Source organism: Snodgrassella gandavensis (assembly GCF_914768025.1).
GTDB classification, from domain to species: domain Bacteria; phylum Pseudomonadota; class Gammaproteobacteria; order Burkholderiales; family Neisseriaceae; genus Snodgrassella; species Snodgrassella gandavensis.
Genome location: NZ_CAJZCE010000012.1, coordinates 65,274 through 78,489, shown reverse-complemented (window position 1 = coordinate 78,489; position 13,216 = coordinate 65,274). Strand labels below are relative to the sequence as shown.

Genomic DNA, 13,216 nt, shown 5'->3' with positions numbered 1-13,216 from the left:
TGTGTATCGGGTGTATTGCCAATTAAAGCGTAACCTCAGGGTACAGCGTAAACAACGCATTCCTCCACGAAACCCAGAAATGCTATCAGTACCGAATAAACAAGGTGAATGCTGGTCAATGGATTTTATGAGTGACAGCAGCCGCAATCAACGGCGCTTTAAAACTTTCAATGTGATAGATGACTTTAATCGTGAGGTGCTAGGCATTGATATTGCGGTCAGTTTACCGGCTGGTAGGATTATCCGTTATCTGGATAAACTGGCCGAATATCATGGTTATCCATTAAAAATACGGGTGGATAATGAATCGGAATTCACCGGAAACACGTTTACTAACTGGGCAAAATCACGTGGTATAACTATAGAGTACATCAACCCCGGCAGCCCATATCAAAATGGGTATATTGAACGATTGAATCATTGGTGTTGTACAGAGGTACTGGATTTATATCTTTTTAATAATCTGCAACAGGTAAGTAAGGTAACTGAAGAATGGCTAACAATTTATAATACCGAAAGACCTCATAAAGCATTAAATAATATGACGCCGATTGAGTATAAAACCCTAAAACAAGCAGCGTAATTTTCTACGTCAGTTTTGTACTAACATGGGGTATCTACACTTCGTTATCGTAAATTTTAAAAATAAGGAGATTTTACAATGAAAACACTAATAATTTATTCTCATCCATATGAGCAGAGCTATAATCATGCCATTTTAAATAAAACTATATCACTTTTGAAAGAAAGTGGAAAAGATTTTGACATTATTGATTTATATAAAGACGGTTTTAGTCCCGTATACACTAGTGAAGAATTAAAATTATTTAGTACGGGACAAACAACAGATCCTTTGGTAGAAAAATATCAAAAGATGATAATGGATGCATCCGATATTGTATTTATCTTTCCTATCTGGTGGAATGATTTGCCAGGAATCTTAAAAGGTTTTATTGATAAAGTCTTTAAGAAAAACTTTTCTTACGTTGATACGCCAACAGGCGTAAAAGGAAAGATTCACAATATTCATTCAACTACAGTTTTGACTACTTCATCATCTCCCACATGGTTTATTCGTTTCTTTGCTGGGAATGCCATTAAATCTGTTTTTATTAAATCAACTTTGAAACAATTGGGAATTAAGAATGTGACTTGGAAAAATATGGGACAAATTAGGACAGCTTCTCAAGAGAAAAGACAACTATTTTTGAAAAATATTAAATTGTAATTTAGCTTCTTAATTACTTTAGTTTATTCAGAATATTTTTAAGTGTAACTATCCCCTAAAATAGCACAGCTCCGAAGTAGAAAATTCTCTTCATTAACCCACAGAGGATTCAAACATGAAAAAATGACTGAACATCAAATCGTAGCTATTTTAAAAGAAGCTGAAGCCGGTATCTCGGTCAAAGAACTTCGCCGTAAATATGGCATCGGTAATTCAACTTTTTATAAATGGCGGGAAAAATACGGTGGCATGGAAACGTCCAATATCAAACGTTTAAAGGAGCTGGAAGCTGAAAACCGCAAGCTTAAGCAGATGTTTGCCGAGCTGAGTTTAAAATCCCAGCTTCAGGAAGAAATCATAAAAAGCTATAGTGCCTATCAAGGCACGTAAAGCTTGGGCTATGCAATTGCAAGAACGTCATTCTTGTCACTATTGCCATGAGCTGCGCAATTGTTGGCTTAAGCCGCTGCGCTTACTATTATCAATCCAAGTTACCGGATGATTTAGTGATTGCGTCGGTACTCAGTGCTACCACTGACAGGCATTTACGCTGGTGCTTTCCCAAATGTTTTAATTACATCAGCAAGCTCGGCTAAAAATGGAATCATAAAACGTGTGTATCGGGTGTATTGTGAATAAGGTTTAATTGTCATTCACCAATGGAACGAATAAAGTCTGCTGAACACAGGTTTCCTGAAAACCTTCAGCAGTTTTATCGATTACCCACAAAAACTGTACTCCGCCCTCATCCAGTGGCAGTACCATGCGGCCACCTATTGACAGTTGTTGCAATAAAGGCAGTGGTATTTCTTTCGGGGCAGCAGTGAGAATAATACCATCAAAAGGTGCTTCCTGCGGCAAACCCAGATAGCCATCACCACACACCAGCCGGGCATGAGCCAGTAAGCGCACTGCGCGCAGATTTTGTTTGGCTCGTTCATGCAGCGGACGCAGGCGCTCGATTGAATAGATTTCACGTAAACCGAGCGCTTGCAGAATCGCAGTCTGATAACCACAACCAGTACCGATCTCCAGAATACGCAGCTTATTACTTATTGGTCGTTTGTCGAACAGTAACTGTGTCATCACTGCTACGGTATAGGGCTGGGAAATGGTCTGTCCCAGCCCTAGCGGCAGGGACATATCATCATAAGCATGAGAGCGCAGCGCCTCTTCAACAAAAACATGTCGTGGCACAGCCGACATGGCAGACAGTACTTCAGCACGGGTAATACCCATCTGCCGCAACCTTTCCACCATCCGTGCACGCCTAAATTCATACCCTGTCCAGCCTACGCCCTGTCCCACTGCTGTCACCACTGTATATCTTGCAAAAATGTGTTCACTGCACCCATTTGCTGATAGTTGGTTAAATCAAGTGTCAAAGGGGTAATGGTGACAAAACCGGCTTCATTGGCGCTAAAATCGGTATCCTGCCAACTGGTATCAGCAGCGCCCACACCCCCGATCCAGTACATGGTTTCACCACGCGGGCTATCAAACGGCACAATACACTGCTCATGATGCCGCCGTCCCAGTTTGGTCACCTGATAGCCCTGCACTGCCTGTGCATTAACTGCCGGAATATTGATATTCCATAAAACCGGTTCTACTGCTGGCTGTGCGCATACTTTGGCTAAAACAGTATGCACTGCTTTTTCGGCCGTATCCCAGTACTGGCCACTGCGGTCGTTAATTGAAAATGCCAGAGCAGGAATTCCCATTAAAAAAGCTTCGGTAGCAGCGGCTACAGTACCGGAATACAAAACATCATCGCCCATATTGGCACCATGATTGATACCAGACAGGACTAAATCAGGTTTGAAATCGGCCATAGTATGTAAGGCTACATGGATACAGTCGGTTGGTGTGCCATTAACATAATAAAAGCCATTCGAGGCTTTTTTAATAGACAGGGGACGATTCAGAGTAAAAGAATTACTTACACCACTCTGATCGCTTTCCGGTGCCACTACTCTTACCTCTGCAAACTGTGCAGCAACCTTAGCCAATAAGGCAATCCCTGCTGACAAATAGCCATCATCATTGCAAATTAAAATTTTCATAACCACCCAATTCAAAATTTCTGTCCTGCTGCCTCTATATTTTCAGGCCTGCTTACTCCGTCGCAACCAGCCAAGCTCTCTTATTAGCCAGAAAATATATGCATACTGGTTCGTACACAAATCAACCTGCGCAATGCAATGTTTATTTCTGTTACCTGCCAGTATGCTTACTTCTTTACCGGCTACTATCCGAAAATATTTTCTGTCTGGCCACAATTATGGCATTCGATATACTGCCCGTATTCTGCTCAACCACTGATTATAAGGGTTTACACTGATTCTGGCAGCCATATCTATTAATTTTCCGTGCCACGCCAGCATAGCGTGCACACATTCAAAGGCATAGGAAACTTTCGTGAGCAATGCTAGCAAGCAAACCATACGAATAATGCAGTAAGCCCGTCGTATCAATAACAAGCAGAAAAAACGAACCTGAGCGGTTCGTTTTACATACGATTAAAATCAGTGTAGTAGCCAGATTCATTCAGACATAGTCTGAATCAGTATATTACAACACTACTGTCCTGCCTTTACCTGTTGAAACAAGCGCACAGCCAAACGGACAGCATCCTGCGATTTAGGTGAGACCACGAAACTTTTATCCAGCACTTCCTGTGTGGGGAAGATACTCGGATCGTTACTGATTTCACTGCTCATCAACGCCCGTGCTGGTTTGCTGGCCGGTGCAAAAGTAACATAGTTACCATTTTTCGCCGCCACCTTCGGGTCGAGCGTGTAATTAATGTATTTCAGAGCATTGGCTACATTCTGGGCATCTTTGGGAATCATAAAGGAATCAATCCATATCCCAACACCCTCTTTCGGAGCCAATACCTGTAAATGCACGCCGCTTTGAGCATCTTCAGCACGTTTTTTGGCAATATTCAGATCACCACCATAACCAGTGGCCACGCACAGATCACCGCGAGCCATATCATCAATATAGCCGGATGAACTGAAGCGCTTCACATCATTGCGCACGGATTTAATCAGATTGGTAGCGGCACGAATATCCTCCGGCTCACTGCTATTGGGGTCTTTACCCAGATAATGTAAAGCCAGCGGATAAAGTTCGGTAGGGCTGTCAAACAGGGAAATACCGCAGCTTTTCAGCTTATGCGTGTATTCAGGATTAAATACCAGATCCCACAGATTATCCGGCAGTTTGCCATCCAGTGCTTTTTCTACCAGTACCGTATTAATCCCGATGGTATTCATACCCCAGAAATACGGTACTGCGTATTTATTACCCGGGTCTACCTTATCCATCATCTTCAGTAGATTCGGATCAATATTGTTGTAATAGGACAATTGGCTTTTATTTATCGGCTGGTAAGCACCTGCCTTGATTTCGCGGCCTACATTGGCAATAGACGGTACCACCAGATCATAGCCGGAACGACCAATCAGAATTTTAGCCTCAAGAGTTTCGTTACTATCATAATAATCGTAACGAACCTTGATTTTATTTTCTTTTTCAAAGGCTTTTACTGTATCCGGGTCAACATAATCCGACCAGTTATAGATATTAAGCTGGTCAGTTGAATTCATGACTGCGTTATTGGAGGCAGCATTTTTATTTGCTGTACCGGCATCCGAGCAGGCAGCCATCAGCACACTTACGATGGCTGACAATACCAGTGATTTTTTCATACACGATTTCCATTTTGTATGCCCGTTGTAACGGGGAGGCAAGTATCTATGACGTGCACCAGCACAGCCACCACTAAACCGACATTAAACTGTGAAATACCGCGCCTTGCAAGAGCATTTGGCAAATAATTACAGAGTAGCGGCCGGTAAGGATACAAAACAGCAATTTGCACTCAGAAAATCAGACGGAAAAACCAGAATAATCCGCCGGCCAGCACAATGGATACCGGCAAGGTAAGTATCCAAGCTATAACCAGATTACGGACAGTGGATTTCTGCAAACCACTCTTATTCGCAGCCATGGTACCGGCAATCCCTGAGGTCAGTACATGAGTGGTGCTCACAGGCAGACCAAAACGGTCAGCAGCAAAAATCAGTGAAGCAGTTACCAGCTCAGCAGAAGCACCCTGAGCATAAGACAGATGGGTTTTACCGATTTTTTCGCCCACGGTAACCACAATACGTTTCCAGCCAACCAGTGTGCCCATTCCCAATGCCAACGCCACCAGTACCTTTACCCATATCGGAATATATTTGGTGGCATGGTCAATCGATGTGTGATACGCATTTAAACTATCCATCTGTACTGCGTTCAGATTATATTGGCGATGCAGGGCATTTTTTTGCAATAACGTTAAAGATTCGGAAATCAGATACATATCATTACGGATATTGCCTACCTCTCTAGGCGGCAAATTACGCAGACTGTCGCTTTTACTCACATCATGTTCAACGATTTGTACCAGTTGTGCCAGTGCTGCTAGCTGCTCCGGCGTACCCTGCTTGTCTTCTACTAAAGCCGTTACCTCTGCACGCGCATCAGTACCTGTATGCAACACAAGTCCCGGTGGCAACAAATCTTCAATGGTTTTCTGCACTGCCTGTGAATTGGCAGAAAATTTCGCCCACTCCTCTTTGGGTACGGCATGATTGAGTGCATATGCCATCGGCACTGTACCAATCAGTATCAGCATGATCAGTCCCATGCCTTTTTGTCCGTCATTCGAACCATGAGCAAAGCTCACTGTAGTACAGGTAAAAATCAGCAACAGACGAATCGGCCACGGTGGTGGTGCATTGTTTTCCGGTGCCGTGTAAAACGCTGGGATACGCAGCAGCTTTTTCGACAAAATTAACAGCAATGCCGCCAGAATAAAGCCTAATAATGGCGAAAACAACAATGATTCGCCCACATTAATTATCTGACGCCAGCTCACACCACTGGTACTACGATCTACCGACATCAACTGATTGGCCACACCCACGCCGATAATTGAACCAATCAGCGTGTGCGAACTGGAAGCCGGCAGCCCTAACCACCAAGTACTCAGATTCCAGATAATGGCAGCACAAAGCAAAGCAAAAATCATTGCATAGCCAACATCACTGCCCATGTGCAGAATTAATTCCACCGGCAGCAAAGAAATCACGCCATAAGCCACTGCACCAGTGGACAGCAGCACACCAAGAAAATTAAAAACCCCAGACCAGATTACTGCTGTATTCGGTTTGAGTGAATGCGTATAAATAACACTGGCTACCGCATTGGCTGTGTCATGAAAGCCATTCACAAACTCGAATGCCAGCGCAATCAGCAGGGCTACCGTTAATAACGCATATACCAGTAGTGAAGAACTGGGCACACCCTGCAAATCATGGCAAATACAAACACCCGCATAAGCCAGACCGCCCAGCAGTATCAGCAGAAACAGAATTTTACTTACTTTACCAGTTTTCCCAGATACAGACATAATTGCCCCAGACGACGAAGTCGCAGAAGACGTAGACACAGTTTTCTCCTTATTACCAGATACAAGCCTGACTTATTGTAAAAGACCAACATGACAATTTTGTGACAGTGACAAATTTACTGCCAACTACGGGAGATTCATCTTGTTAGTCCACACTTAATCACTGGTAATCTGGTGACAAACCGCTACACATCTGTGCCAGCATAACACTCAGTTTTTATTAACACTGAGGTACTGAATTTGCGCATACACATTATCCCGTCACATCAGTATACAGACAGAGGCTAAACTCTGCTATTACTGGCTTACAACAACTGAACAAATAAGTTGCAGGTGTGCCACCAAATCAGGGCTGAAATAAAAATATTTACCTTTTCCCGATACTCCGGCAAAGAACTATAAAATATTACACATTTACATCATGCATTTAACTCAACAATCAGCAAAAACCGCTTCAGTCAGCCTGCTTGACAACAATTACAAATATTAAAATAAAAAACACAAACATTGACGTTAACATTTTTATTTTTTAAAGTAACAGCTACCATAGCAAGTTGTATTGTTCAGTATTAAAAATTAATAACATTCACCCTTTATCACAAAACAACCGTATATATCTCATCAAATTTATTGTAAACAGACTGATACATCGAGGAGAAATTACATGCACACATGGGTACAAAGTTACTCTGCATTAGGCAACAGCATTTATCTCACCCTGCTGGCTGCCCTGTTACCTATCATCTTTTTCTTTGTGGCGCTTACAGTGCTGCGCATGAAAGGCCATATTGCCGGTGCCATCACGCTGATTCTCGCCATCATTGTGGCCGTGACTGCTTACAAAATGCCACTTACTCTGGCTTTATCCTCCGCCCTGTATGGGTTTTTCTATGGCTTGTGGCCAATTGCGTGGATTATTATCACCGCCGTTTTTCTCTACAACCTCACTGTCAAAAGCGGCCAGTTTGACATTATCCGCGCTTCCATTCTTTCCATTACCGAAGACCAACGTCTGCAACTGTTGCTTATTGGCTTTTGCTTTGGTTCCTTTCTGGAAGGCGCGGCCGGATTTGGTGCACCTGTTGCCATTAGTGCAGCACTGCTGGTAGGGCTGGGTTTCAAGCCCTTATATGCAGCAGGCTTGTGCCTGATTGCCGATACCGCACCGGTAGCCTTTGGTGCACTGGGTATTCCGATTCTGGTGGGCGGACAGGTATCCGGCCTTGATCCGTTTCATATCGGCCAGCTTGCCGGCCGGCAATTACCCATGATGTCTATTGTGATTCCGTTCTACCTGATATTTATCATGGACGGCATGCGCGGTATCCGCCAAACCTGGCCAGCGCTGCTGGTTTCCGGCGTTTCTTTCGCCACCACTCAATTTATCACCGCTAACTTTATCGGTCCGGAATTGCCGGATGTTACCTCAGCATTGGTAAGTCTGGTGTGTTTGGCACTCTTTCTGCAAAAATGGCAGCCAAAACAAATATTCACCTTTGGTGGCATGCAGCAGCCGAGCAAACAGTGCAAACCAAGAGAATACAGCATCCGGCAGATTGCCCAAGCCTGGTCACCTTTTGTCATCCTGACTATCTGTGTTGCCGTGTGGACCATCAAACCCCTGCAAGCTTGGTTTAATTCATTTAGCCTAATCAAAATTCACTGGCCAATGCTGGATAATCTGGTGATTAAAACCACACCTATCGTCGCGGAAAATACCCCTATCGCCGCTGAATTCAAGCTAAATCTGATAGGCGCAGTAGGCACATCCATTCTGTTGGCAGCCATCATTTCCATATTGATACTGAAAATAAAACCACGTCTGGCTGTCGATACCTTCAAACACACATTATACGATTTGCGCTACCCGATACTGTCGATTGGGCTGGTACTGGCGTTTGCCTATGTGGTTAATTATTCTGGCCTGTCGTCAACCCTCGCACTGGCTCTGGCCGATACCGGTAAAGCTTTCCCGTTTTTCTCACCATTTCTTGGCTGGGTAGGCGTTTTCCTCACTGGTTCGGACACCTCTGCCAATGCCCTGTTTGGCGCTTTGCAGGCCAATACCGCCATGCAGGTAGGCATGGATCCAGTACTCGCCGTTGCCGCTAATTCAGTTGGCGGGGTAACTGGTAAAATGATTTCCCCACAATCCATTGCCATTGCCTGTGCTGCAGTGGGAATGGCTGGCAAAGAATCCGACCTGTTTCGCTTCACGGTACGCCACAGCCTGCTCTTCTGTGTGATTGCCGGCCTGTTTACCGTTGTACAAACTTATCTGTTTCCATGGACGCTAACCCTGTTTTAATTGTCTATCGCACAAAAGCCCGCTCAACAAAGCGGGCTTTTATTTGGCAGCGGCAACATCTATTCTAGCCACCGGTTTTCGCCATTATGCGCACAATTTTGTCCGGTTGCTCATTAAACTCATGTTTTTCCGGTTTTAAATCCACCGCCTGCTGAATTGCTGCCTCCAACTGTGTATCCGAACAATCTGCCGCCAGTAATGGCTTTAACGCCATACTCTGCTCCTGTCCCAGACACAGATACAAAGTGCCATCAACCGACATGCGTACCCGATTACAGGTAGCGCAGAAATGCTGCGAACGTGGTGTAATCAGCCCCAGTGTAAAACGGCCATCAACACTTTCCCAATATTTGGCTGGCCCTCCTCCATATACTCGTCTGCTTTCATGCAACTGATACTTCGGACGCAGATTTTCAATCAGCTCCAGCAGATTAAAATATTCCAGTTTCCGACCGCTTACCCCCATCGGCATGACCTCAATCAGGCGCAGGATAAAACCATTGGCAATACAGAATGCCACCATATCCTCAATATCACCAGTATTCACCCCCGGCAGCGGCACCATATTAATTTTAATCTGTTCAAAGCCTGCATCCCGTGCAGCCTGCAAACTGTCAATGACTTTATCAAAGCTATCCTTACCGGAAATCTCCTGCACACATTCACGTCGCAATGAATCCAGACTCACATTCAGCCGGTTCAGCCCTGCTTTACGTAAATCTTGGGCAAAACGTTTAAGCTGCGTGCCATTGGTGGTTAACGACAAATCCTCTACCCCCGGCAAAGCAGCCAGCCGTGCTACCAGCTCCGGTAAATTCTTGCGTAACAACGGCTCACCGCCGGTTAAACGAAATCGAGACACACCCATGCGTGCAAATGCCCCGGCAACACGTTCAATGTCCGCAAACGACAGCCAGTTAGCCGGCTTTTCAAATTCGGTAAACCCTTGCGGAATACAATAAGTACAGCGTAAATCGCATTTATCCGTTACCGAAATGCGTAAATAATCAATACGTCTGTTGAAGCGGTCAATCAGCATGAGAAAAGTAAGCGCCTGTAAGTAGGAAAATCATTTCAGAAATAAAAAATTAAGACAAATAATTGGAATAATTAAAAAAAAGGCTGCATTCTATCCCATTTTACTCCTTAAATCCAATTGCATCTGCAATAGTCATCTGCCACAAAAAGAAAAAACACGGCATAATAAACGATTATTGATTGATTTGTATTTTTATCATGATTACCGTGATTTATCTGGCACGCTTTGCCGAAGAGCTTGGCCTGACACAGGAACAGCTATCTCCCAACTTTACCGACAGCGATGCCCTTTTGGCCTACCTGCGCCAGCGTGGTGCCCCATTCAGTGAGGTACTGGCGGCTGGCAAAGTATACAAAATTGCCGTCAATAATATTATTCAGCATGGCTGCGCTGCCCTTAAAGACGGTGACAGCATAGCCCTGTTGCCACCGGTAACCGGAGGCTAAAATGCACACTCGGATACAAGTACAAAGCGAAGATTTCGACCTCAATCATGAACTGGCGCTGGCTGAAGCCAGCGCACCAGATTGTGGTGCCGTAGTCAGCTTTATTGGCAAAGTGCGTGGCAACGATAATCCGCAGCAGCCACTCAGCCACCTCTACCTTACCCATATGCCCGAAGTTACTGAGCACGAAATCCGCAAAATCATCGCTCAGGCCGCAGAGCGCTGGTCACTACCCTATACCTGCGTGATTCACCGCGTAGGTAAACTGCCGGTAGGCGCACAAATTGTACTGGTGCTCACCGCCAGCGGTCACCGCGAACATGCCTATCAGGCCAATCATTTCATCATGGACTACCTGAAAACCGAAGCGCCATTCTGGAAAAAAGAATGTTTTGCCAACGGCCAGCAGCACTGGGTAGAAATGAAACACAGCGACCAACAGCGCACCCAGTCATGGCAATAGATGCACAGCTAGGCCTGATTGTCCTTGCCGGAGGCCTCGGCACCCGCGTTGGCGGTGCCAACAAAGCCTTGCTGTCACTTAACGGCCAGCCGCTGCTGGCACATATCCTGCGCCAGCTTGGCCGTTGCAGCGAGCACATTATTATCAGTGCCAATCGCGATATCGCGCAGATACAGGATTATGGCTATCCGGTTTACCCTGATCTGCCTGCGTATACGCAGATGGGGCCTTTGGCCGGCATTATCAGCGCAGCGCAGGCCTTACCGGAACACATCGAATATCTGCAAATCGTACCGTGCGACCTGCCACTATTAAATGCAGACATCATCACCCGCCTGTATCAGGAGCTGCATAAGCAGCCCGAGCTAGATATCGTTTGCGCCGCCGATGCCGGCAATCTGCACCCCATCGTCTGTCAGATGCGCCGGCGCCACTTGCAGCATATCCAGCAACAACTTAACAGCAGCGGCAAACACAGCGTACGCTCAATTATTCAGCCTTATCGCCACGCCATTGTTACTTTTGCCGACAGCACCCCGTTTACTAACTATAACAGCAGCGCAATGTTTACCAGCACGCGCAGCGGAGCCACAACATCATGATGGATTTTTATCAGGGACAGGAAACCCTACTACAACAGGCCAGCCGTATAGTCGACAGCGAAATCGTACCCCTTAATCAGGCTGCCGGCCGCATTCTTACCCAGCCGCTTATCGCCACTGCCGATGCTCCTGCATTCGACAACAGCGCTATGGACGGCTATGCCATCTGCGGACTGGACTGCACCGCATGGCAGCTTACTGGTACCGCGGCTGCCGGTGACACCCAGCAACTGACCCTGCAACACGGACAGGCTGTGCGCATCTATACCGGCGCCGGCATTCCAGAAAATACCGATGCCGTAATTATGCAGGAAAACACCAGCGTGAACGGCGATACCCTTTGCAGCACCCGTGCACCCGCTGCCGGTGACAATATCCGCCGCCGAGGTGAAGAGCTGAAACAGGGTGCTACCCTACTGGAAAAAGGTGCCCTGCTAAACGCACAGGCAATCGGGCTGGCTGCCTCACAAGGCGCAAGCGAATTGCAGGTGTATCAGAAACTGCGCGTAAGCGTATTTACCACTGGCGATGAACTGGTAAGCGGCAATAACCAGCTACAGCAGCACCAGATATACGACAGCAACCGCCCTATGCTGCTGGCTAGTCTGAGCGAATATGCGTTTATTGAAATTATTGATGGCGGCATCCTGCCGGATAAGCTCGACATCATCACCGATACCCTCGCTAAAGCCGCGGACAGTAGTCACAGCATTATTATTTCCGGCGGTGCCTCAGTGGGCGACCGCGATTTGGTTAAGCCGGCACTGCAACAGCTAGGCAATATCGAACACTGGAAACTGGCGATAAAACCTGGCAAACCTTTTGGCTGGGGCAATATTAAACAATGCCGTGTTATGCTGCTGCCCGGCAACCCCGTTGCCAGCTTTGTTACCTTCAAACTGCTGGGATTACCGGCACTGCAAACCGCAGCCGGCCGCCATATCCTGCAAGCACTACCCGAATGCTATCAGGCCAAAGCTGCCTTTAGCATTATGCCCAATCAGCAAAAACGGCGCGAATTTCTGCGTGGTACCATCCGCTTTACCAATAACGGCCCCGAAGTACAACCATTGGCCAAGCAGGGATCACATATGCTGTCTGGTTGCGTCGATGCACAGGTATTAATCGATATTCCCGCACAAACCGATATTCAGCAGGGGCAATGGTTAACTGTTTATCCCATATAAACAGTTGGTTTATCCAGTAAAGCAAATAAAAAAGCCTATGTTAAACATAGGCTTTTTTGCGGCATAAGGCAGATGGTGTCAAATCATATTCCCACACCAATTCACTGCGCCATTTCCCTTGTCGATATAGCCTAACCATTTGCCATTTATAAGCCACACCAAAAATCCGTCTTGTCCGTTTTTCAATTTATCTTCTTTCCCTTTTAGTGTTAAGTTTACCTTACCCTCTAAAAATTATATGAATAGTTATAGTCTGCCCATAAGCTTACCATATAGATAACGATAGCCTTGCTCACTGCTGAGTGCATTACGAAAATGTGTTGCTATGCATACTTTGCGCTTGAATCGACAATACGTTTTATCTTGAAACGCACCCATTATCTGAAATTTTTTTACAAAAAATCAGCTTCTTTTGAATAGCTGATAAAAAAAATGTTTATTATTTCTTTATCAATACCTTGCAACCAAATAAC

Annotated in this window: 12 protein-coding genes and 1 pseudogene; 8 read left to right on the top strand and 5 right to left on the bottom strand. The window is 45.6% G+C overall.

Annotation, left to right across the window (positions count from 1 at the left end):
• The 3 genes and pseudogenes from MJ764_RS09215 to MJ764_RS09205 form a co-directional block, all read left to right on the top strand.
• Positions 1–583 (top strand): integrase core domain-containing protein (locus tag MJ764_RS09215; RefSeq protein WP_239326340.1); only part of this gene is annotated, 583 nt, incomplete at its 5' end.
• 78 nt (positions 584–661) lie between these two features.
• A complete protein-coding gene (locus tag MJ764_RS09210) occupies positions 662–1,228 on the top strand; it encodes an NAD(P)H-dependent oxidoreductase (protein ID WP_239326338.1) in 567 nt (188 codons plus the stop codon).
• A 123-nt stretch (positions 1,229–1,351) separates the two neighbouring features.
• Positions 1,352–1,565, top strand: a pseudogene (locus MJ764_RS09205) (transposase); the annotation flags it as partial.
• A gap of 305 nt (positions 1,566–1,870) precedes the next feature.
• Here the strand turns inward: MJ764_RS09205 and MJ764_RS09200 are convergent.
• From MJ764_RS09200 to MJ764_RS09185, 4 genes are all read right to left on the bottom strand, one after another.
• Entirely contained in the window at positions 1,871–2,545 is a 675-nt protein-coding gene (locus tag MJ764_RS09200; RefSeq protein ID WP_338053842.1) for a protein-L-isoaspartate(D-aspartate) O-methyltransferase, read from the bottom strand.
• The gene (surE, locus tag MJ764_RS09195) at positions 2,542–3,294 is read right to left on the bottom strand and encodes a 5'/3'-nucleotidase SurE (protein WP_239326336.1); all 753 of its coding nucleotides are present in this window, start codon (positions 3,292–3,294) and stop codon (positions 2,542–2,544) included. Before surE ends, MJ764_RS09200 begins: the two co-directional genes overlap by 4 nt.
• 516 nt (positions 3,295–3,810) lie before the next feature.
• Entirely contained in the window at positions 3,811–4,947 is a 1,137-nt protein-coding gene (locus tag MJ764_RS09190; RefSeq protein ID WP_239326334.1) for a polyamine ABC transporter substrate-binding protein, read from the bottom strand.
• 173 nt (positions 4,948–5,120) lie between these two features.
• Complete coding sequence (locus tag MJ764_RS09185; protein WP_239326332.1) at positions 5,121–6,737, bottom strand: inorganic phosphate transporter; 1,617 nt, start codon at positions 6,735–6,737, stop codon at positions 5,121–5,123.
• 625 nt (positions 6,738–7,362) lie between these two features.
• On the opposite strand from MJ764_RS09185, the gene MJ764_RS09180 reads away from it, so the two are divergent.
• On the top strand, positions 7,363–9,006 hold the full coding sequence (locus tag MJ764_RS09180; protein WP_239326330.1) for a lactate permease LctP family transporter: 1,644 nt from the start codon (positions 7,363–7,365) through the stop codon (positions 9,004–9,006).
• 64 nt (positions 9,007–9,070) lie between these two features.
• On the opposite strand, the gene moaA is transcribed toward MJ764_RS09180, so the two are convergent.
• A complete protein-coding gene (gene moaA / locus MJ764_RS09175) occupies positions 9,071–10,045 on the bottom strand; it encodes a GTP 3',8-cyclase MoaA (RefSeq protein WP_239326328.1) in 975 nt (324 codons plus the stop codon).
• 197 nt (positions 10,046–10,242) lie between these two features.
• On the opposite strand from moaA, the gene MJ764_RS09170 reads away from it, so the two are divergent.
• The 4 genes from MJ764_RS09170 to MJ764_RS09155 are packed head-to-tail and all read left to right on the top strand — an operon-like array spanning position 10,243 to position 12,743.
• On the top strand, positions 10,243–10,491 hold the full coding sequence (locus MJ764_RS09170) for a MoaD/ThiS family protein (RefSeq protein ID WP_037406207.1): 249 nt from the start codon (positions 10,243–10,245) through the stop codon (positions 10,489–10,491).
• A 1-nt stretch (position 10,492) separates the two neighbouring features.
• The gene (locus MJ764_RS09165) at positions 10,493–10,954 is read left to right on the top strand and encodes a molybdenum cofactor biosynthesis protein MoaE (RefSeq protein ID WP_239326326.1); all 462 of its coding nucleotides are present in this window, start codon (positions 10,493–10,495) and stop codon (positions 10,952–10,954) included.
• Positions 10,879–11,556, top strand: a complete 678-nt coding sequence (gene mobA / locus MJ764_RS09160; protein ID WP_239326324.1) for a molybdenum cofactor guanylyltransferase — start codon at positions 10,879–10,881, stop codon at positions 11,554–11,556. Before MJ764_RS09165 ends, mobA begins: the two co-directional genes overlap by 76 nt.
• Positions 11,553–12,743 carry a molybdopterin molybdotransferase MoeA gene (locus MJ764_RS09155; RefSeq protein ID WP_239326322.1) on the top strand — a complete coding sequence of 397 codons (1,191 nt, stop codon included), beginning with the start codon at positions 11,553–11,555 and terminating at the stop codon, positions 12,741–12,743. Before mobA ends, MJ764_RS09155 begins: the two co-directional genes overlap by 4 nt.
• Positions 12,744–13,216 lie beyond the last annotated feature (473 nt).

Bases quoted from the DNA above. Each gene is read 5' to 3' on its own strand.
- MJ764_RS09210 (WP_239326338.1), top strand. From the start codon at position 662: ATGAAAACACTAATAATTTATTCTCATCCATATGAGCAGAGCTATAAT.
- surE (WP_239326336.1), bottom strand. From the start codon at position 3,294: ATGAAAATTTTAATTTGCAATGATGATGGCTATTTGTCAGCAGGGATT.
- MJ764_RS09190 (WP_239326334.1), bottom strand. From the start codon at position 4,947: ATGAAAAAATCACTGGTATTGTCAGCCATCGTAAGTGTGCTGATGGCT.
- MJ764_RS09180 (WP_239326330.1), top strand. From the start codon at position 7,363: ATGCACACATGGGTACAAAGTTACTCTGCATTAGGCAACAGCATTTAT.
- moaA (WP_239326328.1), bottom strand. From the start codon at position 10,045: ATGCTGATTGACCGCTTCAACAGACGTATTGATTATTTACGCATTTCG.
- MJ764_RS09170 (WP_037406207.1), top strand. From the start codon at position 10,243: ATGATTACCGTGATTTATCTGGCACGCTTTGCCGAAGAGCTTGGCCTG.
- MJ764_RS09165 (WP_239326326.1), top strand. From the start codon at position 10,493: ATGCACACTCGGATACAAGTACAAAGCGAAGATTTCGACCTCAATCAT.
- mobA (WP_239326324.1), top strand. From the start codon at position 10,879: ATGTTTTGCCAACGGCCAGCAGCACTGGGTAGAAATGAAACACAGCGA.
- MJ764_RS09155 (WP_239326322.1), top strand. From the start codon at position 11,553: ATGATGGATTTTTATCAGGGACAGGAAACCCTACTACAACAGGCCAGC.